The following is a 21515-nucleotide window of genomic DNA, read 5'->3' on the forward strand; positions in this document are numbered from 1 at the left end:
TCGTCAGGTAGAGGACGTCGGCATGCCAGCCGTCGAGTCCTCGGTGAATCTCTCCAACCATTCATCGAAGCGCCCGTGTGGGCGCACCTGAACAGGACCAACGACATGAGTTACGACGACACCATCGCGCCTCCGTCGTTCCAGGACTTCATCCGGGACAACGGCGGCGACCCTCGCTACATCGATGAGGCGGCGGCACGCTTCGTCATGGAGTCCCACGCCGAGGCGATGCAGCGGGCCATCGAGCCGGCCGAGCGCGAGCGGCGGGACATGACCGCCTCGGAGGCTCGGACCTTCGAGTTCCACCGCAACGCGCTCCGCATGTTCTCCGCCGCCTTCGACGCCGGGAAGTTCGGCGCCATCAGCCGCAAGATCGGCGAGAGCCGCCGGCAGCTCGGGCTGGAGGACAGCTCGGCAACCCACCGACGGAACGCCACCGGCTGGTCGGTCGGCAACGAGGAGCGGACCTACGCGAAGGGCGACCAGCGGTCGAGCTGGGTCAAGGACATGGTCGCGGTGAACATCCGCGGCGACTACAACGGCGAGGCGTCGCAGCGCCTCCAGCGGAACCGGCAGGAGGTCGAGACCAGGGCGCTGACGACGACCGACGGTGCAGGCGGCGACTTCGTGCCTCCGGCATGGCTCGTCGACCAGTTCATCGCCTTGGCGCGGTCTCGCCGGGTGACGGCGGACCTCGTCCAGAACATGGCGCTGCCGACCGGCACCGACTCGATCAACGTGCCGAAGCTCGTCAGCGGCACCGCTGTGGCCGAGCAGGCCAGCCAGAACACCGGCGTCCAGCAGACCGATGCTGTGACGAGCGCGGTCCAGGCGACGGTGGCGACCTTGGCCGGCGGCCAGACCGTCGCCGTCCAGTTGATCGAGCAGTCCCCGATCAACATGGACGAGATCCTTCTCCAGGACCTCGTCAAGGACCTCGCGTCGAAGACGAACCTTTTCGTCCTCAACAACGTGACGGCCGGCCGTCTCGGGCTCCTCCAGGTCGCTGGCACGAACACGGTGACCTTCACCTCGGCGTCGCCGACGGTCGCCGCTCTGTACCCGAAGATCGCCGACGCGGCGTCCCGGGTCACGACGAGTGTCTACGACTCCCCCGACGCCATCGTGATGCACCCGCGACGGTGGTACTGGCTCCTGGCCGCCGTCGACTCCGGCAGCCGCCCGCTGATCGTGCCGAGCGGGCAGGGTCCCTACAACGCCGTGGGCCAGCAGAACCCCGGCGCTCCTGGCTTCGGGCAGGTGGGCGAAATCGGTGGTATCCCCGTCTTCACCGACCCCGGTATCTCGACGGCGTTCGGCGCAGGCACGAACGAGGACAAGATCATCGTCCTCAAGCGCGACGTCCACGTCCTGTACGAGGGCGCGCTCAACGCCGAAGCCTTCAGGGCGCCGAAGGCCGACCAGTTGTCGGTCTTCCTGCGGGTGTACCGCTACGTCGCGCAGGCGACCCGGTACCCGGCCGGCGTCTCCATCGTCACTGGGACCGGGTTGGCGACTCCTTCGTTCTGACCGGTGACGTAGAACCTTCCCTCCGGCGGTTGGCCTCCGTACCGCCGGAGGGAAGCAGAGCGGCGAAGGCCCCGGCGAGCTTCACTACTCCGGCCGGGGCCTTCGTCGTATCCGGGGGCAAGGGAAGAGGCACCTCCGGTGTTGTCCACCGGAGGCGCCTCGAGGGGGGCCTTCACTTCTTCGGGGCTGCGGCCTTCGCCTTCGCCTTTGCGGCCTTCTCCGCCGCCCGCTTCTTCTCCGTCTCGCGCTTGGCGGCCTCTCGAGCCTTCGCCTGAGCGGTGACATGCTTTGAGGCGGCGGCCTTCTCCTCCTTCGAGCCCTCGGCGGCGAGGAAGCGGATCGTCTCCCCTACCCGCCCGACGGTGCAGCCGACGCGCTCGGCGATGGCGGCGCGGGACAGGCCCGGCTCCTTGACGAGCAGCTCGGTAATCGCCTGCCCCTTCGAGCCTCCGGCCTTGACCTTGAAGGCGGGCTTGGCGGTGGTGTTCTCGGTCATGGGTCCTTCTCCTTCTCGGGAAATTCGAACGCTTGTTCGAACCGATAGGAAGACCGTCTCAGACCGTTTCCGCCTTGCACACCCCCTATGTCTGGCTATCCTCCGAGGCACTGGCCGGGACGAGGGGACGACATCATCAACGCGCTACAACTACTGATGCACGAGTGGGTCGATCGCCATCCCGGGGAGAACTGGAGCACCATCGCCCGACGCGCAGGCATGCCTCGCTCGACGGTTCACGACTGGGCTACGAGGGAGACGCGTCGACAGACGCCGAACCCCGCAACCCTCGAAAGGCTGCTCGTAGGCATGCCTGGCGTTGACCCGATCGAGCTTCGTCAGGCAGCGGCGGACGCCGCCGGTTACAGGTTCGAGATGCCCGATGAGGCCAACACGCCAGAGGGCCGTCTCTTGGTGACGACGTTCAGCAAACTCGACGACAGGCGCAGAGAGGAACTTTGCGCGCGGGCGCGGTATCTCTTCCAAGAGATGACCGAGGCCAACGGCACCTGACCCTCAGTCCGAGCTCATCGGCCGGCCAGGCGTGTTGACGGCCATCTGAGCCCTCGACCAGACGAAGACGTCGCACTCCTCCTCGTCGTCATCCTCGGCGAAGTACTCGGAATGGGCTGCGGCCATGTGTCGCGCCTCGGCCTCGCTGTCGGCATTGCCGTGAGTGTCGTGGACGTCGCAGTAGTACAGCCATCCGTTGGTGGTCTCTGAACAAACCCCGGGCATCGCGCTCTGCATGAGAATCGACGGGTCTTCGGTCATGCCTCCGAGGGTGGCACAACCGGTGCCCTCACGAAGGAAAGTCGACGATCTCGTGCACCAGGTCGTACAGGGAACCGTTCCCCACGAGTCGAGGATGATGAACGCGACGACCTTGATGGTGCCGATGTTCGGCATCAGACCGACGGCGAAGCCCCCGGCCGCGAGGGTCCGGGGGCTTCGTCTGAGGGCTACCTCGTCAGGGTGACGCTGAAGCCGATGGTCGGGTACAGCCACGTCACGATGACGAGGATGACCACGACGGCGGAGTTCTGCGCTGCGCGCGGAACGTGACGGCAGGGCATGGCCTGCATTATGGTTGGAGTCATAATCAAAGATCTTTCGTAATGGAAGGTCACCGAGCCCCCGGTTGCACCCGGGGGCTTCGGCTTGTCAGGCCGACGGGTTTGCCGACCTGGGGCAGAGGCTACGACCCACGTCCGCGACCCTCGAAGTTGTCGGGGGCTTGATCTCGGACTTGATGTCGCGACCATCTACCCCAAGTCTACGGGCGGTCGCCGACGAAATTGCAGTGAGAGCGGCCCGTTCCGGGATTTGTCCCCACTTTCGAGGAGGGCGACGTCCCCCGATGGAGTCCCCCTTGGGCCGCAGGAGCCCAGACGGCCTGCGACGACGAACGTCCGCCTCCGGCAAGGAAGCGGACGTTCGCCATGATGATGCCGTCGGGGACGGCACGGTCGATGTCGCCCTTGCTACCCTCCGCGGAGGCGCACCAGCAGCTCGACGTTCGGGTACAACTGCCGGACGATGATCAGGATGATCACGATGACGCCGGCCGGGAACGATGTGATGTCGGTCCGAACCGGTGCGTTGGGCTGACCACACAGCATCAGGTGGCGTAGCCTCAGGACTGCAGAATCCATGACGGGCCCTCCTCTCAGGGTCTCGTCGGGCGAAGGCCGGTGTTGGCGCACCGGCCTTCGGCCATTCTTGGCCCGGGAGTCCTTCCTCCCGTCTTCTGAGGGTACGGCGACCCCTCCCCGACACTCGGTGTTTTGCCACACAGTTTCGCAAGATTCTTCAGCGGGTGCTTGACATAGCGCGGCCGCTGCCGCTCGGACATCCTGAAAGGCAACTAGGTAGCCACAGGCACCATCATCGCGATCTCCTTCTTGCCACCGGCCTCCATCACCGCGCGGCGCCCGGTCTCGCGGACGTCCTGGGCCTGGGCTCGCAGGACGTCGGCGAGGGGCGTGCCGCGCTCGACCGCGATGACCATGCCGTCGACGAACCTGGCGAGGCTCACCAGGCCGGTGCGGTCGGCCAGGCCCTGGAGGGCGGTGGGGAGGTTGGCGCCCGCGCGGGCATCCGCCAGGCAGCGGCCGAGCTCGACGGAGAGCTCGCCGTGCGAGAGTCGACAGACGCGTTCGAGAGCACCCACCGCTCCCTCCCCCGCGCCGACGGCGAGCGCGAGAAGCTCTGCGATGGTGGGAAACTCGGCAAGCATCCGCTCCTCGCGCCGGTTGGCCTCGCGGCTGAGCCACTGGTCGCGGGCCACCACACCGACGCCCGCACCGACGAGTGTCACGACAGCGGCGGGGACGACGGAACCGTGGTCGCCCAACCAGAGCAGACCGCCGACGAGCAGCCCTGCGACGAGGCCCACCGCGCCCCACAGCACCTGCTCGGCCCGGAAGCGTTCCACGTCCGGCGCGTGGCCGGCGCGTTGCAGCCGCCGACGGACCGTCGCCGAGCCACCGAGGACGCGCTCGACCCGGCGGCCGAGGTCGGCGACCACGGGACGAGCGAGGACACCCAGGGCGCTCGTGCCACCCACCGGCCGCTTGGCCAGGAGGCGGGAGGGCCTCGGCGCATCCCGCAGGTAGGGCAGCACGCGCTGGTCCAGGGTGGGGCGGCGGTTGCGGGGCGCACCGACCCAGGCCAGCACCAGCCCGAGGCCCAGGCCGAGCCCGGCCGCAGCGCCCGGCCACGAGACCGGTAGTCCGTCGAGCCAGGCGTTCACCGCAGCACCCGCTCGTCCTCGGGGAGGCGGCCGATGTGGATCATCAGCCGGTAGGCCACGACCGACACCAGGCCGCCTGCGAGCAGGACGCCTGCTCCTGTGGCGCTGCTGTAGGCGCGCACCGACTCGGGGCGGGTGCAGAGCATCGCCAGGACGACCCACGGCGCCGACACGGCCAGCCGGGCAGCGTTGACCGTCCAGCCCTGCCTCGTCTCGAGCTCGGCGCGCGTCCTGCTGTCCTCGCGCAGGAAAGTGGACAGCGTCCGCAGGAGACGACCCAGGTCGCTGCCGCCCACCTCCCGCGCGATCCGCAGGGACTCGACGAGGCGGTCACCCACCGGGTCGCTCAGCCGCTCCTTGAGGTCGTCGAGGCACTCGTGGAACCTCCCGGTCGCGCGGTAGTCCTCGGCGAACGCCTGGAACGCGGGACGCAGCTCCTCGGGTCCCCGGCGGCCCAGCTGCACCAAGGCCTCGGGCAGCGCCAGCCCGGCGCGGACGGCGGAGGCGATGTTGTCCACCGCGTCCGGCCACAGCTCACGCAGGCTGGCCCGCCGCCTTCGGGCGCGCATGCGGACAAGGGCCACGGGCGCGTACCCGGCCATCGCAGCGAAGCACAGGGCCACCGGGGCGACGCCGGTGGTCGCGTAGACGGTCAGCAGCACCATGGAGAACGCGATAGCACAGGCCGTCAGCAGCGTCCGCGGACCCATCGACGCGTACCCCGCCTGAACGAGCTCGTCGGTCAACCGGTCACCGAACGAGGGACGACGGGAGGCGGGGCGCGAGCCCGTGGGGACCCAGGCCGACCACCAGATGCAGAACACGCCGCAGCCCAGCAGCAACCCGAGGAGGCTGCCCGTCGCGTGGAGCTCGACCACGGGGTTCACGCCAATCACTCCGGCGCCAGCAAGGAGGCCACGTCGTACCCCGCCCTGCGGAAGCGCTCGGGGTGCGGCGGGAACCCGTCGGCACGGCGCAGTACGCCGTCGCGCTGGACGAACAGGTCCGCGGTCTCGACGACGTCACCCTCGACTCGCCCGGGCACCGCGACGACCTCACGCACCCGCCGTACCCCGTCGTGCTCGAGCGCGGCGTGGACCACGATGTCGATCGAGCCCGCCACCGTCGGGACCACGAACCGGCTCCCGACGTTCTCCCCGGCCAGCAACGGCAACGTGCACATCTTCGTGATCGCCTCACGAGCGCTGTTGGCGTGGATGGTGCACATCCCGGGCAAGCCGCTGTTGAGGGCGATGAGCAGGTCGAGGCTCTCGGCCTGCCGCACCTCGCCGACGATGATCCGCGAGGGCCGCATACGGAGCGCCTCCTTCACCAGCCGTCGCAACGGGATCTCCCCGGTGCCCTCGAGGCTGGGCTGGCGACACTGCATGGAGGCGACGTCACGCAGGGGGATCTTGAGCTCGAACACCTCCTCGCACGTGACCACGCGCTCACGCGCGGGGATGGCCGAGCTCAAGCAGTTGAGGAGGGTCGTCTTGCCGGCCTGCGTGCCGCCGGCGACGAGGATGTTCAGGCCCGAGGCGACCGCCGCGCCGAGGAAGGTCGCCGCCTGCGCGGTGAGGGTGCCTAGCTCGACCAGGTCGTCGAGGTGGGAGGCACGCACGACGAACTTGCGGATGTTGACGACCCAGTGGGCACGCGTGATGTCGGGGATGACCACGTGCAGTCGCGACCCGTCGGGGAGCACCGCGTCGACGAACGGGCTCGAGAGGTCGACCCGGCGCCCGCTGCTCTTGAGCATCCGCTCCACGAGGTCGCGCACCCCGTCGGCGGTGAGGAAGGTGGTCGTCAGCTCGGCCACACCGCCGCGCGCCACGAAGACCTTGGTCGGCTCGTTGATCCAGATCTCCTCGACCTCGGGGTCGTCGAAGTACTGCTGCAACGGACCGAAGCCGGCGACCGCGTCGACCACCGACTTCACGGCCTCCTCGATGTCGGGCAGCGTCGGCAGGCCGCCGTGCAGCGACCGCTCGTCGTAGTCCGCCACCGCGTCACGCACGAGCCGGTCGAGCTGGCGCACATCGCGCACCGGGTCGAGACCTGACCTCCTGATCAGCTCCCGCACCTCGGACTCCACGGTCATGACCGCGTCAGTCATCGTCCCTTCCCCCTGTGCCACTGAGCTCCGACGGCGCCTGGCCGTCGTCCCCGAACTCGGATGTCAGCGGCATACTAGGGCGAATCACCCCACTGCGCCCGCGGTGATCCACAGGTGTGGATCACGCCCCGCATGCCGCTCCCGGGCTCCGTACGGTCGCGGCATGCGACTGCACCTGACCGTGGCGTACCGCGTCGGCGCGCCGTCGTGGTCCGCCGACGGTCACGTCGGCGCGGTCCACGAGGTCGAGGCCGAGGTCCCCGAGGGCACCACTGCCGGCGGCCTGGCGCGAGCCCTCGTGGCCCCCGAGGCGCTGCCTGCCGAACCCGTCCTCGCGGTGGCCGGGGTCGTCGTGGACGAGACGGCCCCAGTGGGGCTGCCGCCGCTGGTCGACGGGGCGGCGCTGGTGCTGACGACCGCCGACGACCCGACCCTGAATGCGCCCGGTGGCTCGCCCCTCCCACGACCGCGCACACCCGTCACCGTCGCCGTGACGCACGGGCCCGACGCCGGCCACGTGCGTGAGGTCCCCGCCGGTCGCCACGTCGTGGGCCGCTCCCCCGCTGCAGACCTGTGCCTCGACGACGACGGGTTGTCCCGGCTGCACGTCGAGATCGAGGTCGGGCCCGACGGGGTCACGGTGCGCGACCTCGGCTCCACCAACGGGTCGCTGCTCGACGGCCTCGAGCTCGGCGGGACCCCCACCCCGTTCACCGTCGGCTCGACGCTGCGTGTGGGCGCGAGCGCCCTCGCCCTCGGCCCGCGGTCGAACGTCCCCGCCTCCACCGTGCGGGCAGCTGACGGGACGCGCAGGGTCAACCGGCGCCCCCGGCTCCGGGAGGCGGCGGCCGCGTCCGCCATCGCACTGCCGACCCCGCCGACCCCGCCACGTCGGGCCCGATTGCCCTGGGTCGCCGTGCTGCTGCCCGTCCCGGTGGCCGCCGTCATGGCCGTCTTCCTGGGTCCGCCGATGCTCGCCTTCGCCCTGATGGGACCGGTGGTCATGGTCGGCTCCGCCCTGAGCGACCGCTGGGGTGCGCGGCGGACGTATGCCGCGGACCTGCGGACCCACGAGGCCCTGCTCGCGGAGGCGCAGGCGCGCGTCGACGCCGCGTGCGCCGCCGAGTCCCGGGCAGCGAGCCTGGCCCATCCGGACCCGGCTGCACTCCTCGCCCTCACCTCGTCCCCTGGAGACCGGTTGTGGGAGCGAGGCGCCACCGACGCTGACCTGCTCACGGTGACGGTCGGGCGGTGCACCCGCGCCGCGGCGGTGCGCGTCATCCGGCCGCCGGGAGACACCGGCCCCGAGCACCCCCTGCTCCACGAGGCGCCCTGCACCGTGCCCCTCGACACCGTCGGGGTCCTCGGCGTGGCCGGCGACGCGGCGTCCTGCCGATCCGTCGCCCGGCACCTGGTCGGCCAGCTCGTGTCGCTGGTGTCACCGCACGACCTCGAGGTGGTGGTGGTCGCGGCTGACGATGGAGCCACCGAGGCGTGGGACTGGTTGCTGCGCCTCCCCCACCTGCGGACCGCCGACGGCAGCAGGCGGCCGGGGTCGTCGGGCACGGTGTCCGCCACCCCCGGGCCGCAGGACTCCGCGAGGTCCTGCCTCGCCGCGCTGGCCGACACGGTGCACACGCGGCAGGAGCACCGGGCTGCGGCCGCGGGGCCGTCCCGACCGTGGACGGGGCCGCGCACCCTGCTCGTCGTCGACGGCATCTCGCGGCTCCGCGGGCTCCCGGAGCTCGGGACGGTTCTCGCCGACGGACCTGCGGTCGGGGTGGTGACGGTGGCGCTCGACCGCGACCGCACCAGGCTGCCCTCGGAGACCCGTGCGGTGCTCACGACTGGCACGCATGACCCGACCCTCGACCTGGCCGGTCACGGCCACCGGCACCTCGTCCTCGACGCCGTGGGTTCCTGGTGGAGCGACCGGCTGAGCCGTTCGCTGGCGGGGTTGCGCGACGCCAGCCCTGCCGGGACCGCCGTGTCCCTGCCGTCGTCGACGGGCCTGCTCACCCTGTGCGACCTCGCGGCGGTGCCGCCGGCTCCTCTGGCCGAGCCGAGTACCGCTGCGCCGGGTGCAGGGTGGCTGGACCCGAGCCTCCTCGTGGCGCGGTGGCAGCACAGGCCCCACCGCACGGATGTCCCCGTGGGTGTCGTGGCCGGTGAGACCCTGCGCGTCGACCTCGCCACCGACGGCCCCCACGTGCTCGTCGCAGGCACCACCGGAGCCGGCAAGTCCGAGCTGCTGCGGACCCTCGTCGCCACCCTGGCGCTGCACCACCGACCAGAGCACCTGTCCCTGGTGCTGGTCGACTACAAGGGAGGCGCGGCGTTCCGCGAGTGCGCGGAGCTGCCGCACGTGGCCGGCGTCGTCACGGACCTCGACGGCTCCCTCGCCGACCGCGCCCTGCGGTCGCTCACGGCCGAGCTCACCCGCCGCGAGCGCATCCTCGGCGACGCGGGGGCTTCCGACTTCGTCGAGTACCAGGACAGCGATGCCGGACGGAAGGCGCCGTTGGCAAGGCTCGTGGTGGTGATCGACGAGTTCCGTGCGCTCGCGGAGGAGCTGCCCGCCTTCGTCGACGGGCTGGTCCGGATCGCCGCCCTGGGTCGGTCACTGGGCGTCCACCTCGTCCTCGCCACCCAGCGCCCCGCCGGCGTCGTCACGGCTGACATCAAGGCCAACGTCAACCTCCGCATCGCCCTGCGGGTGCGTGACCGGGCCGACTCCGACGACGTCATCGACGCCCCGGACGCCGCAGCGCTCGACCAGTCCCTCCCGGGGCGCGCTTTCGCCAGGGTGGGCGGCGGCACCCTCGTGCGCTTCCAGGCGGCGCACGTCGGCCGACCCGTGGCGCACCTGTCCCCGGTCGGCCCACGGTGCCGCGAGGTCGCGCTCGGCACCCCACCTGCCGCGTGGCCGGACCGGGACGAGGAGGCACCGACCGAGCTCGCGGCGATCGTCGACGCAGTACGCCGTGCCACCGCCCTGGTCGGTGCGGCGGCCCCACCAGCTGCCTGGCTGCCACCCCTGCCCGACCGGTTGGGACCCGATGACCTGGGACCGGTCGAGCCCGACCTCCGGGAGGGCGGAAGTGGGGTCGGGTGGACCGCACCGCTGGGACTCGTCGACCGGCCCGACACCCAGGCACAGGAGCGGCTCGAGCTGGACCTGCGGCGTCCGGGCCACTGGGCCTTCATCGGGTCGACGGGCAGCGGGCGCACGACCGCGCTGCTCGCCGCTGCGCGAGGCCTGGCCGCGCGACGCAGCCCCACCGCGCTGCACCTGTACGCCGTGAGCGGCGGCAGCCTGTCGGCGCTGTCCTCGTTGCCGCACCTCGGTGCGCACGTCGAGTGGAGCGACACGGCAAGGCTCGAACGGCTCGTGGACCGGCTCACGACCGAGGTCGCGCAGCGCCGAGATGCGCTGGCCGCACAGGGCTTTGGCTCGATGACGGAGTGGTGGGAGGACGGCGACACCACCGGGGCGCCAGCACCACTGGTCCTGCTGGTCGACGACTGGGACCTCCTCGTGCACCACTCGGACTCCACCGTTCTGGGCAGCGGGCTCGCCCCGGGCACGGCGGTGGACCGCCTGCTCGCGGTGCTGCGGGAGGGTGCCGGGGCGGGGCTGACCGCGCTCATCTCGGGCGACCGGTCGCTCCTGCTCGGACGTGTCGCCGCGGCGACAACCCACCGGGTGGTCCTCCGGCTTGCGGACCGTGGGGACGTGGCCCTCGCCGGGCTACCCGACACCGTGACACGCGCGTCCACGCCGCCGGGCCGGGGATGGCTGTCCGACCGGTGCGAGGTCCAGCTGGCGCTCCCCCCGACCGAACCGCCGCTGCGCAAGGCCACGACGGGAGGCCGCCTGCCGTGGCGGGTCGACCCCCTCCCCACCCGGGTCGGTGCCGACGACCTCAGCCGCGACCACCTACGTGGTGACGTCGCCGCCGTCGGCGCGGGCGGGGACGAGAGCCGGACGCTGGCACTGTGCCCGGCGACGGACGGACGCCGGTGGCTGGTCGCCGGCAGCCGGGGCGCAGGGGTGTCGACGAGCCTCCTGCACCTCGCGCAGGAGCTGCTGCGCCGCGAACACCCGATGGCCGTGGTCTCGCCGCGTCCCGGTCCGCTCGACGTCCTGCGCGACGACGACCGCGTCGCCTGGTGCGGCACCGACGCCGACGCCCTCGTCCGGGCCCGTAGGTGCACCCCCGCCCTCGCAGTCGTCGTCGACGCGGGCGACGAGCTGCTCGACCACCCCGTCGAGCAGGTGCTGCGCGAGGTCCTCCACCTGGTCGACCGGGACGAGGGACTGGTGGTGCTCGGCGCGGATGCCGCGGCCCTGTCAGCCATGTACCGGGGCATTGCCGTCGAGGTCGCCCGACACCGGACGGGGATCGTCCTCGGGCCGGCCTCGACGGCGCAGGCCGACCTCCTGGGGGTCCGGGTGCCCGTCGACCGCGGCGCACGACCCGGTCGCGGACACCTCGTCGTGAACGGCGGGGCCACCCCGGTGCAGGTCGCCCTCCCGGCCGTCGGCGCACCAGGGGCGCGCCGCGTCACCTCCGGGTAGCGTCGCCTGCGTGCCCACCGACGTGACCCTGGACGACCTGGCCGACGAGAAGTTCGTGTCGCTGACGACCTTCCGCAAGAACGGGATCGGGGTCCCCACCCCCGTCTGGGTCGGGCGCGACCGCGACGCACTCGTGGTGACGACGCCCGTGGGCAGCGGCAAGGTGAAGCGGCTGCGCAACAACCCAACGGTAGAGCTCCGACCGTGCAGCCGACGGGGCACCGTCGACGACGGCGCCCCCACGGTCACCGCCAGGGCCGAGGTCGTCGAAGGACCCGACGCGATGCGCCGCCTCGACGAGGTGTTCCGGCCGAAGTACTCGCTCGAGTACCGCATCGTCATGGGCATCGAGCGGCTCCTCCGCCGGGGCAGCCCCCAACGGGTCATGCTCCGGATCACTCCGGCCTGAGCGGCTCCTCGCTCGTGTCGGCCCTGACCGCCGCGACGATGCCGACGACCGCGACGCCACCGACGAGCAGCGCCACCAGGGCCCGACCCGCCTGGAAGAGGCTCCACGCCACCGGAAGCAGGAGCAGGTCCCACACGATGGTCGGCGTGTTCGGCCAGTTGGCACCCCGCCACCAGCCGCGCGCGAGCGCCCCGATGCCGACCGCGAAGACGAGGATCAGCAGCGCTGACATGACCACCCGGGTGGGGTCGTCGCCGGCGCCCTGGACCAGCTCCACGAGGTAGAAGACGACGAAGCCCACCAGCGACAGGGCCTGCACCGCACACACCGCGGCGGCGACGTCCCGCGCGGTGTCGCGCCCGCGGCGTACCGAGCGTCCCTCGCCGTGGCCCCCGGAGGAGCCGGAGGGGACGTGGGGCGCGGCGGGCTCGTCGTTCACCTGCGCAAGGCTAGTTGGCCCGTCGGGCGGCCGGACCGCCCACTGGCCGAGATCCGGAGCCAAGGACCTAGGTCCCGGGACATCGGTGACAAACCGGGCAGGGCCCCGACCGGGCAGGGGGCAATCGGGGGCAATGTGACCAAAACCTCACCGTCACGCCATGTTTACTTCCGCCAAGGGGTCCCCAAACGCGTCCGGGTCTGTGAGGGTGGAACAGAAACATGAGACGGGCCGTTGGCAGAACTGTGTCCAGCCCCCCAGAATGACTAGTCACACATGTTTCACCCTGGCGAAAACGGGTCGGCTAGGCTAGCCGGTCGGCCCTGCGCCCACCCGAAGTCCCCTGCACACCCCGCAATGACGCGCCGTGCCCCGAGGCCCGTCATCCCTGGGCCCTGAGCCGGCGCAATCCCCTGCACACCAAGGAGCACGATCCATGGACTGGCGCGACCGCGCTGCCTGCCTCGAAGAGGACCCTGAGCTGTTCTTCCCGATCGGGAACACCGGCCCAGCGATCCTGCAGATCGAGGAGGCCAAGGCTGTTTGCCGACGCTGTGAGGTCGTCGACACGTGCCTGAAGTGGGCCATCGAGTCCGGACAGGACGCCGGTGTCTGGGGCGGCATGTCCGAGGACGAGCGCCGCGCCCTCAAGCGCCGCAACGCCCGCGCCCGCCGCGCCGGCTGAGGCCCAACCAACCCCACACTCTCGAGTGCCCCGGGACGCGGACCCCGCGACCTGGGGCACAGTCCTGCCCGCCCGGCCCCGCTCAGGAGCCGTCGCGCCCCAGGGGTCGTAGCCGCGCCACGAACCGGGCGCGCGTCCCGTGCGGCTCGGCCTTCTCCCAGGCGATCCGCCCACGCAGGTCCTGCACGAGCGACTCCACGATCTGGGTGCCCAGCCCTGAGGTGCCGGGCCGGAAGTCGGCCGGCAGGCCCACCCCGTCGTCGCTGATCGTCACCGAGAGCAGCTCGTCGCCGAGGTCGTCGGCCGAGCGTTGTGCCTCCACGCAGATTGTGCCCTCGGCCGACCCGGTGAAGCCGTGCTCGACGGCGTTCTGAACGAGCTCGGAGAGGATCATCGCCATGGCCGTGGCGTCCTCGGCCCGCAGCTTGCCGAACGAGCCGACCACCTTCGTCGAGATCGGGTGCTCGACCTTGGCCACCTCGGTGATGGCCTGCAGACCGCGCACCGCGATGTCGTCGAACTCCACCACCTCGTCGAAACCCTGGCTCAGCGTCTCGTGCACCAGGGCGATCACCCCGACCCGGCGCACCGCCTCCTCCAGCGCCACCCGGCCGGCCTCGCCCTCGGGCAGCCGCCGGGCCTGCAGCCGCAGCAGCGCGGCCACGGTCTGCAGGTTGTTCTTCACCCGGTGGTGGATCTCGCGGATCGTCGCGTCCTTGGTGATGAGCTCCTGCTCCCGCCGGCGCAGCTCCGACACGTCGCGCAGCAGCAGCAGGGCGCCGACGCGCTGACCACCCTCGGTGAGGGGTATGGCGCGCATCGAGACGCTCGACCCGCGCGAGCTCACCTCGGTGCGCCACGGAGCGCGCCCGGTGACCACGACCGCGAGCGACTCGTCGACCGGCGACTCGTCGCGCAGCAGGTCGGCGATGACCTTGGCCAGCAGCTCGCCGATGACGTCGCCGACGTGGCCCAGGCGGTGGATCGCCGACAGGGCGTTGGGGCTGGCGTAGGAGACGACGCCGTTGACGTCGAGGCGGATGACGCCGTCGCCGACCCGCGGTGCACCCCGCCGCTGCCCGGTGGGGGCGGACACGTTGGGGAACTCCCCCGCCGCGATCATCCGGGCCAGGGCGTCGGCGAGCGCCTGGTAGGTCAGCTCGAGGCGGCTGGGGGTGCGCATGGCGGCGAGGTTGGTGTGCCGGGTGATCACGGCGAGCGCGCGTCCCGCCTTGACCACGGGGATGGCCTCCTCGCGGACCGGCATGTCCTCGCGGAAGATCGGGTCGCGCTCACGCACGATCCGCCGGTCCGCGTACGCCTGGTCGAGCAGCGACTGGCGCCCGCGGTGGGTTCGCCGGCCCACGACGTCCTCGAAGAACACCATCTGGCCGGTGGTCGGGCGCACGTGCGCCACCGCGAGCCAGCCCTCGAGGCCGCCCGGCACCCAGAGCACCAGGTCGGCGAAGGACAGGTCGGAGATGAGCTGCCAGTCGCCGACGAGCAGCTGCAACCACTCCACCTCGCCCGGGGCGAGGTCGGTGGACGCGTGGAGCACCTCGTTCAACGTGGGCACTCCGGAAGCCTAGGTCAGGGCAGCGTCACCGCGTCGCCGAGGGCCACCAGTCCGGGGGTGAGGACCTCGGCGTAGACGCCGGCCAGCAGGTCGTGCTGGTCGGAGACCACGCGCAGCATCCCGTCACGCGGCTCCAGCCCGACCTGCGCGACCCCCACCATGCGGCAGCGCTGGGTCGGCTCGGTGACCCGCAGCCGCACCCCGCCCACGGTGAGCTCGCGTCCTGCCCACGAGTCCTCGGCGTACGGCTCGTCGGTCTCGAGGACGATGTTGGCGCGCAGGTGACGCGGGTCGAGGACGCGGCCGTCACCCTCGTGCCGGCCGAGCTCGGCGAGGGTGGCCGTGCCCACCAGGGAGACCGCGGCCGCGTCCTGGTGGGGTACGCGGTCCTCCCGGCCGAGCCGGACCGGCTCGCCGAAGTGGGCCGACAGGGCGTCGTCCGTGCCCGGTCGGCCGGCCACGTGCTCCGTGCCGTCCGGCAGGGTGAGGACCACGTCCTCCTCGCCCTCGGGGCGGGCCACCAGGTCGAAGACGGGGTCCATGCGGCGGAACCGGCGCGTGTGCTTGCCGCTCGCGAGCTTGCCCGCGGCGTCGTACACGGCCCACTCCCGGTCGCCGACGACGCCGTCCGCAGCCACGTCGAGACGGGTCGCTGCGATGCCGCCCATGGACTTCACGGGGAAGCAGTGCAGCGCCACCACACGAGCCTGCGGGAGGGCGCCCTCAGGTGGCGTCGTCACGACGTGGCGGCTCCCGAGCGGATGACCGAGCGCAGGGTGCGCAGGGCCACCGAGAGCGCGGCGATGTTGGGCTTGTCGAGCCGCTCGATGCCCGAGAGCGCCGTGGTGGCCCGCGTCAGCGACTCGGCGTTGGCACGCGCCCACTCCTGGTAGCGCGCCGTCGGCGCTGCCCCCGACGTCGAGGCGTCCATGACCGAGCGCACCAGGCTCTCGAGCACGGCGTACAGGTCGTCGCGCAGGGCACCGCGCGCGAGGGCGTCCCACCGGTCGTCGCGAGGGAGGTTGGTGACGCGGGTGAGCATGGCATCGATCCCGAACTTCTCCGACAGCACGAAGTACAGCGACGCGATGTCGGAGGGCTCCTCGCCCGTGTCGGTGGCGATGTCGACGATGTCGAGCAGCGAGAACTGGTCGAGCAGGCTCGCCGAGCGCAGCGCCAGCTCGTCGGGGACGCCGCGCTTCTCCAGCTTGGAGGTGTTGCGCTGCAGGCGCTTCAGCTCCGCGCCCTGGAGCAGCTCGGGGATCCTGGGGGCGAACTCGCGCACGACGGAACCGAAGCGCGCGACCTCCCCGGCGACGTCGAGGCGCGACGGCCGCGAGGTGAGGAACCAGCGGATCGAGCGGTCGATGAGACGCCGGAACTCGAGGTAGAGCTGGCTCTGCACGTCAGTGGGGACGACGTTGTCGAGCGCCTCCACCTCGTGCACGAAGCTCGGCAGGTCGAAGATCTCCCGGCAGACGACGAACGCGCGGGCGATCTGCTCCGGCGTCGCCCCCGTCTCCTCCATCGCGCGGAAGGCGAACGTGATCCCGCCGCGGTTGACCATCGAGTTGACCACCGAGTTGGTGATGATCTCGCGGCGCAGCGGGTGGTCGGCCAGCTCCCCGGCGAACTGCTCGCGCAGCGCGGGCGGGAAGTAGTCGGTCAGGGTCTGCTGGAACCACGGGTCGTCGGGCAGCTCGGACGGGAGCAGGTCCTCCTTGAGCGCCAGCTTGGCGTAGGCGACGAGCACGGAGAACTCGGGCGACTTCAGGCCCAGGCCCTCCTGGTGGCGCCGGTCGATCTCGCCGTCGCTCGGCAGGAACTCCAGGGCGCGGTCGAGGTCGCCACGCTCCTCCAGCCAGTGGATGAGCCGGGCGTGCACCGGCAGCATCGGGTGCTCCTGCGCCCGGGCGTTGCCGAGCAGCACGTTCTGCTCGTAGTTGTCGCGCAGCACCTGGGCGGCGACGTCGTCGGTCATCGAGGCGAGGAGCGTGTTGCGCTGCTTGAGCGTCATGTCCCCGCTGCGCACCAGGTCGGTGAGCAGGATCTTGATGTTGACCTCGTGGTCGGAGGTGTCGACACCGGCGGAGTTGTCGATGGCGTCGGTGTTGACCCGCACACCGTGCAGCGACGCCTCGATGCGCCCGAGCTGGGAGAGGCCGAGGTTGCCGCCCTCGCCGACGACCTTGCAGCGCAACGCGTTCCCGTCGACGCGGATGGCGTCGTTGGCGCGGTCACCGATGTCGGCGTTGGACTCGCTGCCGGCCTTGACGTAGGTGCCGATGCCACCGTTCCACAGCAGGTCGACCGGTGCCTGGAGGATCGCCTTCATGAGCTCGGCCGGGGTCATCGACGTCGTGCCGTCGGGCAGGCCCAGGGCCTTGGTCATCTCCGGGGTCACCCGGATCGCCTTGAGCGACCGGTCGAAGACCCCGCCGCCGGCGCTGATGAGGGAGCTGTCGTAGTCGGCCCACGACGACCGGGGCAGGTCGAAGAGCCGCTGCCGCTCCGGGAAGCTCGTCGCCGCAACGGGATCCGGGTCGACGAAGATGTGGCGGTGGTCGAACGCGGCCACGAGGCGGATGTGCTCCGACAGCAGCATGCCGTTGCCGAAGACGTCGCCGCTCATGTCGCCGATGCCCACGGCCGTGAAGTCCTGGGTCTGGGTGTCGACGCCCATCTCGCGGAAGTGGCGCTTCACCGACTCCCACGCGCCGCGGGCGGTGATGCCCATGGCCTTGTGGTCGTAGCCGGCCGAGCCACCCGAGGCGAACGCGTCGTCGAGCCAGAACCCGTAGGACTGGGCGACACCGTTGGCGATGTCGGAGAAGGTGGCGGTGCCCTTGTCGGCCGCGACCACGAGGTAGGAGTCGTCCTCGTCGTGGCGCACTACGGACGGCGGCGGCACGATCTCGCCGCCGACCCGGTTGTCGGTGAGGTCGAGCAGCCCGGAGATGAAGACCTTGTAGGAGCCGATGCCCTCGGCCAGCCAGGCGTCACGGTCCACCGACGGGTCGGGGAGCTGCTTGGCGTAGAAGCCGCCCTTGGAGCCGGTGGGGACGATGACGGCGTTCTTGACCATCTGCGCCTTGACGAGCCCCAGCACCTCGGTGCGGAAGTCCTCGCGGCGGTCGGACCAGCGCAGCCCGCCACGGGCGACGGGGCCGAAGCGCAGGTGCACGCCCTCGACCCGCGGCGAGTAGACGAAGATCTCGAACTGCGGCCGCGGCGCGGGCAGGTCGGGCACCTTCTTGGGGTTGAGCTTGATCGAGACATAGGGCTTGTCCCGGCCCTCGGCATCGGCCTGGAAGAAGTTGGTCCGCAGCGTTGCCGTGATGACCCCGAGGAACGCCCGGATGATCCGGTCGTGGTCGAGCGAGCGCACCTCGTCGAGGTCCTTGGTGATCTCCTCGCACAGCGCCGCCTGCGCGGCCTCGCGCTCGGGACCGGCCTGCGCGCCGTACCGGCTGGGGTCGAAGCGCGCCTCGAAGAGGGCGACCAGGCGTGCGGCGAGCCGGAGGTTCTGCACGAGCGCCGACTCGACGTAGTCCTGGGAGAACGTGGACCCGGTCTGGCGCAGGTACTTGGCGACGGTGCGCAGGATGACGACCTGCCGCCACGTCAGGCCGGCACCGAGGACCAGGGCGTTGAACCCGTCGGACTCGGCGCGACCGTTCCACACGGCGTCGACGGCGTCCTGGAAGAGGTCACGCAGGCGGTCGCGGCCACCCTCCCCCGACCACACCTTGTCGTTGCGCACGCGCAGGCCGAAGTCGTAGACCCACAGGTCGACACCGTCGGAGCGGTGCACCTCGTAGGGGCGCTCGTCGACCACCTCGACACCCATGTGGGTGAACATCGGCAGCACCTGGGTGAGCGACAGCGGGCTGCGGCGGTAGAGCTTGAAGCGGCGCTCGTGGGCGGGAGCCCCCGGCTCCTGGTACATGTTCAGGCCGGTGGCGTCGTCGTCGACGAGCGCATCCATGTGGCGGATGTCGACCACCCCGACGCGCGAGGAGAAGTCCTCCTTGTAGGCCTCGGGGAAGGCGCGGCCGTAGAGGCCGGTGAGCCGGCCGGCCACCTCCTCGCCGTGCTCGGCGCGGGCGGCCTCGCTGAGGTCCTCCTCCCAGGTGCGGGTGGCGTCGACCAGCTGGCGCTCGAGGACCGCCTCGTCGACCTCGGGGATCGACTCGCCGGAGGGCACACGCACCACGAAGTGGAGGCGGGCCAGCACCGACTCGGACACGCGCGTCGTGTAGTCGACGGTCGCGCCGGGGAACGCCCTGCGCAGGATGGCGTCCATCTTCAGGCGGACCGCGGTGTTGTAGCGGTCGCGCGGGATGTAGACGAGGCACGACACGAAGCGGCCGAACCGGTCGCGGCGCAGGAAGAGCTTGGTCTTGCGCCGCTCCTGGAGGTGCAGGACCTCCGTCGCGTTGTCGTAGAGGGACTCCTCGTCGGCCTGGAACAGCTCGTCGCGCGGATAGGTCTCCAGGACCTCGAGCAGGTCCTTGCCGGAGTGCGAGTCGGGCAGGAACCCGGTGCGCCGGAAGACCGCCTCGACCTTGTCGCGCAGGACCGGCACCCGGGTGACCGACTCGGTGTAGGCGCTGGAGGTGAACAGGCCCAGGAAGCGCTTCTCCCCGGTCACCTCGCCCGCGTCGTCGAACAGCTTGACGCTGACGTAGTCGAGGTAGGTGTTGCGGTGCACCGTCGCCCGCGAGTTGGCCTTGGTGATGATGAGCAGCTCCGGCGCGCGGGCCACGCTGCGCGCCTGCTCGCTGAGGCGCACGCCGTCGCCGGTCGGGTCGTAGCGCAGCAGCCCGAGCCCGGTGCCGTGGACGGCCTCGAGGGTGTCGGCCTCGGTTCCCCGGCGCAGGGCGTACTCGCGGTAGCCGAGGAAGGTGAAGTGGTTGTCGTCGAGCCACTCGAGCAGGCCCTTGGCCTGGGCGACCTCGTCGGCCGGGATGCCGTGCGGCGGCTGCGTGGCGAGCTCCGCCGCGACCTGGCCGCACATCGCCTTCATCTTCGGCCAGTCCTCGACGGCCTCGCGGACGTTGGCCAGCACGCCGCGCAGGCCCTCGGCGATCGCCTGGAGGTCCTCCTCGTTGCTGTCGCGGTCGATCTCGAGGTGCATCCACGACTCGCGCACCTCGCCGAAGCCACCGCCGTCACGGAGCTCGCCGTCCCCGCCGAGGAGCACCTCCTCGAGCTCGCCGGTGGCGTCGCGGCGTACGCGCATCGTGGGGTGCACCACGAGGTGGACCGCACGGTCGGTGCGCTGGAGCTCTGCGCTGACGGAGTCGACGAGGAACGGCATGTCGTCGGTGACGACTTGCACCACGGTGTGCCCGCTGGTCCACCCCTGCTCGGCGAGCTCGGGGTTGAAGACGTCGACCTTCGCGGTGCCGATCGGCCTGCTGCGAGCCAGGTCGCGGTGCGCCAGCGCTGCACCGAGGAGGTCTTCCGGCGCGCGGGCCAGGAGGTCCTCGGTGGCGACGTGGCGGTAGTAGGCCTGCAGGAACTGCTCGACCGCCTCACCCCCACCGTGCTCAGCGTGCTCAGCGCGCTCCGCTGCGGAGTGCAGAAGTTGCTGACGGGACTGCTCCAGCGACGCAGACATGCTTGTGGTCTTCATCCTCACGGGGTCGTCGTGCATGCACGGCGCACGACGTTGTGCGCCGGCTCGAGACTATCGCCCGGGGAAGCCGCTCGGGGCAGGGCCGTCCAACACGTCCGCTGTCCGAGTGGCGGGATACATCGGTGCACGTCAAAGTATGTCCTGCACCCGAAGTGTGGTGAAGTGGTGCAGTTCATCTCACGAACAGAAGAAGGAGCTCCTCGTGATCGTCCTCGGCATCATCTTGCTGATTCTTGGCCTACTGGTCGCCAGCCTCAAGGTCCTCGTGACCATCGGTGCCATCCTGATCGTGGTCGGGATCGTGCTTGCCATCCTCGGCGGCACCGGCCGCGCCATCGGCGGCAGGAAGCACTGGTACTGATCCTCCCTCAACGGAGCGCCTCGCGCGGCCCTCGCCGGACCCCATGTGGGTTTCGGCGGGGGCCGTTCGTCGTTCCTCACTAGAGTGGCCGGTATGCCGCCTGCCCAGGACGGTCACGACCGGTCGCCTTCGCCCGGCGTGGCCCTCAGGTCACTGCGCGAGTGCGCGCGCAGCGGCGCCGACGAGGTCCTCTCCCACCTCCCGGAGCTCGGTGACCGCGACGTGCAGTCGGTGCTCGACGGCTACCTCGACCAGGTGGCAGACCTCCTGCGCGAGCTCGACGCGTCCGCCTCCGACCTCGCCGACCGCCTCGACCTCGCGGGTGACCCGGTGCCGACCGCCGACACCACGGCTTCGGAGGCCGTGCCCGCGACCGGCCAGCAGGGCCGGCGGTGACCAGCGTGGCCGGCGACCCGGCCTCCTGCTCACGCGTCGGTGGCTCGCTGCGCCGGCTCGCCGCCTCGCTGCGCACCGAGGCCAGGGCGGTCGACGACCTCGTGGCGCGACGGCGCGACGAGCCCCGCCCGCCGGCCGTGGTGGTGCGGGCCCTGCGTCGGGCGGACGCCCTCGGCGACGCCTCGGGTGCGGCCGCCCAGGAGCTCGACCGCGTCGGCTCGGCCCTGCAGGACCACGCAGCCGACCTCGCCGAGGCAGTGGCGGACGCGCGAGGTCTCCAGGCGCGGGCTCAGGCCGCCGGTCTCCGGGTCGTCGACGGCAAGGTCTCACCGGCGTGGGGCGTCAGCGGCCTCGCCGACGTCGCGGCGACAGCCGACCGCGAGCAGGTCCGCGCGCAGCTGCAGGGCGAGCTCGACCAGCTCCGCCACGTCCTGGCCGCCCGCCGGCAGCGGCTGGCCTCCACGGTGGCGGCATCCACGACCGTGCTGGCCCGCCACGCCGACGGGTTGCGGCGGTGACACCC

18 protein-coding genes are annotated in these 21515 nt (G+C 71.4%); 8 read left to right on the forward strand and 10 right to left on the reverse strand.

What is annotated here, in order from left to right:
• Positions 1 to 105: 105 nt before the first annotated feature.
• Positions 106 to 1530 (forward strand): phage major capsid protein, encoded by a 1425-nt coding sequence (locus ABEA42_RS11540; RefSeq protein ID WP_345503444.1) that lies wholly within the window; start codon positions 106 to 108, stop codon positions 1528 to 1530.
• A gap of 172 nt (positions 1531 to 1702) precedes the next feature.
• Here ABEA42_RS11540 and ABEA42_RS11545 read toward each other — a convergent pair whose 3' ends face one another.
• Entirely contained in the window at positions 1703 to 2026 is a 324-nt protein-coding gene (locus ABEA42_RS11545) for a hypothetical protein (protein ID WP_345503446.1), read from the reverse strand.
• Positions 2027 to 2182: 156 nt separating this feature from the next.
• Between ABEA42_RS11545 and ABEA42_RS11550 the strand changes: the two genes are divergently transcribed.
• Positions 2183 to 2539 carry a hypothetical protein gene (locus ABEA42_RS11550; protein ID WP_345503448.1) on the forward strand — a complete coding sequence of 119 codons (357 nt, stop codon included), beginning with the start codon at positions 2183 to 2185 and terminating at the stop codon, positions 2537 to 2539.
• Positions 2540 to 2542: 3 nt separating this feature from the next.
• Here ABEA42_RS11550 and ABEA42_RS11555 read toward each other — a convergent pair whose 3' ends face one another.
• From ABEA42_RS11555 to ABEA42_RS11575, 5 genes are all read right to left on the reverse strand, one after another.
• The gene (locus ABEA42_RS11555) at positions 2543 to 2800 is read right to left on the reverse strand and encodes a hypothetical protein (protein ID WP_345503450.1); all 258 of its coding nucleotides are present in this window, start codon (positions 2798 to 2800) and stop codon (positions 2543 to 2545) included.
• A 710-nt stretch (positions 2801 to 3510) separates the two neighbouring features.
• On the reverse strand, positions 3511 to 3681 hold the full coding sequence (locus ABEA42_RS11560) for a hypothetical protein (RefSeq protein WP_345503451.1): 171 nt from the start codon (positions 3679 to 3681) through the stop codon (positions 3511 to 3513).
• 212 nt (positions 3682 to 3893) lie between these two features.
• Positions 3894 to 4781 carry a type II secretion system F family protein gene (locus ABEA42_RS11565; protein ID WP_345503453.1) on the reverse strand — a complete coding sequence of 296 codons (888 nt, stop codon included), beginning with the start codon at positions 4779 to 4781 and terminating at the stop codon, positions 3894 to 3896.
• A complete protein-coding gene (locus tag ABEA42_RS11570; RefSeq protein ID WP_345503455.1) occupies positions 4778 to 5668 on the reverse strand; it encodes a type II secretion system F family protein in 891 nt (296 codons plus the stop codon). Before ABEA42_RS11570 ends, ABEA42_RS11565 begins: the two co-directional genes overlap by 4 nt.
• Positions 5669 to 5673: 5 nt before the next feature.
• The gene (locus ABEA42_RS11575) at positions 5674 to 6900 is read right to left on the reverse strand and encodes a CpaF family protein (RefSeq protein ID WP_345503456.1); all 1227 of its coding nucleotides are present in this window, start codon (positions 6898 to 6900) and stop codon (positions 5674 to 5676) included.
• A gap of 163 nt (positions 6901 to 7063) precedes the next feature.
• On the opposite strand from ABEA42_RS11575, the gene ABEA42_RS11580 reads away from it, so the two are divergent.
• The gene (locus ABEA42_RS11580) at positions 7064 to 11482 is read left to right on the forward strand and encodes an FtsK/SpoIIIE domain-containing protein (RefSeq protein ID WP_345503457.1); all 4419 of its coding nucleotides are present in this window, start codon (positions 7064 to 7066) and stop codon (positions 11480 to 11482) included.
• 10 nt (positions 11483 to 11492) lie between these two features.
• Entirely contained in the window at positions 11493 to 11891 is a 399-nt protein-coding gene (locus ABEA42_RS11585; RefSeq protein ID WP_345503460.1) for a PPOX class F420-dependent oxidoreductase, read from the forward strand.
• Here the strand turns inward: ABEA42_RS11585 and ABEA42_RS11590 are convergent.
• Positions 11878 to 12330, reverse strand: coding sequence for a hypothetical protein (locus ABEA42_RS11590; RefSeq protein ID WP_345503462.1), 453 nt, complete (start codon positions 12328 to 12330; stop codon positions 11878 to 11880). The two genes, ABEA42_RS11585 and ABEA42_RS11590, sit on opposite strands and share 14 nt — an antisense overlap.
• Before the next feature lie 436 nt (positions 12331 to 12766).
• Here ABEA42_RS11590 and ABEA42_RS11595 point away from each other — a divergent pair, with 436 nt between their 5' ends.
• Positions 12767 to 13015, forward strand: a complete 249-nt coding sequence (locus ABEA42_RS11595) for a WhiB family transcriptional regulator (protein ID WP_345503463.1) — start codon at positions 12767 to 12769, stop codon at positions 13013 to 13015.
• A gap of 82 nt (positions 13016 to 13097) precedes the next feature.
• Here the strand turns inward: ABEA42_RS11595 and ABEA42_RS11600 are convergent, their stop codons facing one another.
• The 3 genes from ABEA42_RS11600 to ABEA42_RS11610 are packed head-to-tail and all read right to left on the reverse strand — an operon-like array spanning position 13098 to position 20217.
• Positions 13098 to 14591 carry a sensor histidine kinase gene (locus ABEA42_RS11600; protein ID WP_345503465.1) on the reverse strand — a complete coding sequence of 498 codons (1494 nt, stop codon included), beginning with the start codon at positions 14589 to 14591 and terminating at the stop codon, positions 13098 to 13100.
• Positions 14592 to 14605: 14 nt separating this feature from the next.
• Entirely contained in the window at positions 14606 to 15331 is a 726-nt protein-coding gene (locus ABEA42_RS11605; protein ID WP_345503467.1) for an MOSC domain-containing protein, read from the reverse strand.
• Positions 15328 to 20217: an NAD-glutamate dehydrogenase gene (locus ABEA42_RS11610; protein WP_345503469.1), complete on the reverse strand. Its 4890-nt coding sequence runs from the start codon at positions 20215 to 20217 to the stop codon at positions 15328 to 15330. The genes ABEA42_RS11605 and ABEA42_RS11610 overlap by 4 nt, the downstream gene beginning before the upstream one ends.
• Positions 20218 to 20437: 220 nt before the next feature.
• Between ABEA42_RS11610 and ABEA42_RS11615 the strand changes: the two genes are divergently transcribed.
• From ABEA42_RS11615 to ABEA42_RS11625, 3 genes are all read left to right on the forward strand, one after another.
• Positions 20438 to 20596 (forward strand): DUF6131 family protein, encoded by a 159-nt coding sequence (locus ABEA42_RS11615; protein ID WP_345503470.1) that lies wholly within the window; start codon positions 20438 to 20440, stop codon positions 20594 to 20596.
• 93 nt (positions 20597 to 20689) lie between these two features.
• Positions 20690 to 20992: a hypothetical protein gene (locus tag ABEA42_RS11620; protein WP_345503472.1), complete on the forward strand. Its 303-nt coding sequence runs from the start codon at positions 20690 to 20692 to the stop codon at positions 20990 to 20992.
• A complete protein-coding gene (locus ABEA42_RS11625; protein ID WP_345503474.1) occupies positions 20989 to 21510 on the forward strand; it encodes a hypothetical protein in 522 nt (173 codons plus the stop codon). Before ABEA42_RS11620 ends, ABEA42_RS11625 begins: the two co-directional genes overlap by 4 nt.
• Positions 21511 to 21515: the final 5 nt, after the last annotated feature.

Origin of the sequence: Pedococcus ginsenosidimutans (assembly GCF_039544395.1) — a bacterium.
Taxonomy (GTDB): Bacteria; Actinomycetota; Actinomycetes; order Actinomycetales; family Dermatophilaceae; genus Pedococcus; species Pedococcus ginsenosidimutans.